We start from the raw sequence: 418 nt of genomic DNA on the forward strand, positions 1-418 counted from the left end.
GGCCAGTTTGGATGAAGTGAATGAGTTTGATTTGATTTTACCAACAACGATTAAGTTGTTGGCTTTAACAAGCTTTGATGTGAATTTATGAATCATATCTTGGCGGGTGTTTTTAATCTTGGCATGAATGGCCTTAACCCGTTTTTTGTTTTTGGCTCTTTGAGCGCTGGCCAGTTTTTCTGCGTATTGATGGGTAACTTTGATTTGTAGCTGATCACCCTCACTACTGACTGCGGCATCTTTACAGCCTAAATCAATACCGACTTGGCTCGTGCCACAAACTGTTTTTGGAAATTCTTTAACGGTAATACACGCATACCAATGATTACGACTGTCTTGTACTATCTCTAAGGTGTTAATTTGATATAGGCTTAGGTTGTAACTATCGAATACATCAATGATGAGCTTTTGACCTTTA

1 protein-coding gene is annotated in these 418 nt (G+C 38.5%); it reads right to left on the bottom strand.

Translation table 11 applies throughout. From position 1 onward, the window contains the following. Positions 1-418: transposase (locus J3492_RS13060; RefSeq protein WP_207992432.1), on the bottom strand; the 418-nt coding region annotated here is incomplete at both ends.

This window comes from Psychrobacter coccoides, from assembly GCF_017498085.1.
Lineage (GTDB): Bacteria > Pseudomonadota > Gammaproteobacteria > Pseudomonadales > Moraxellaceae > Psychrobacter > Psychrobacter coccoides.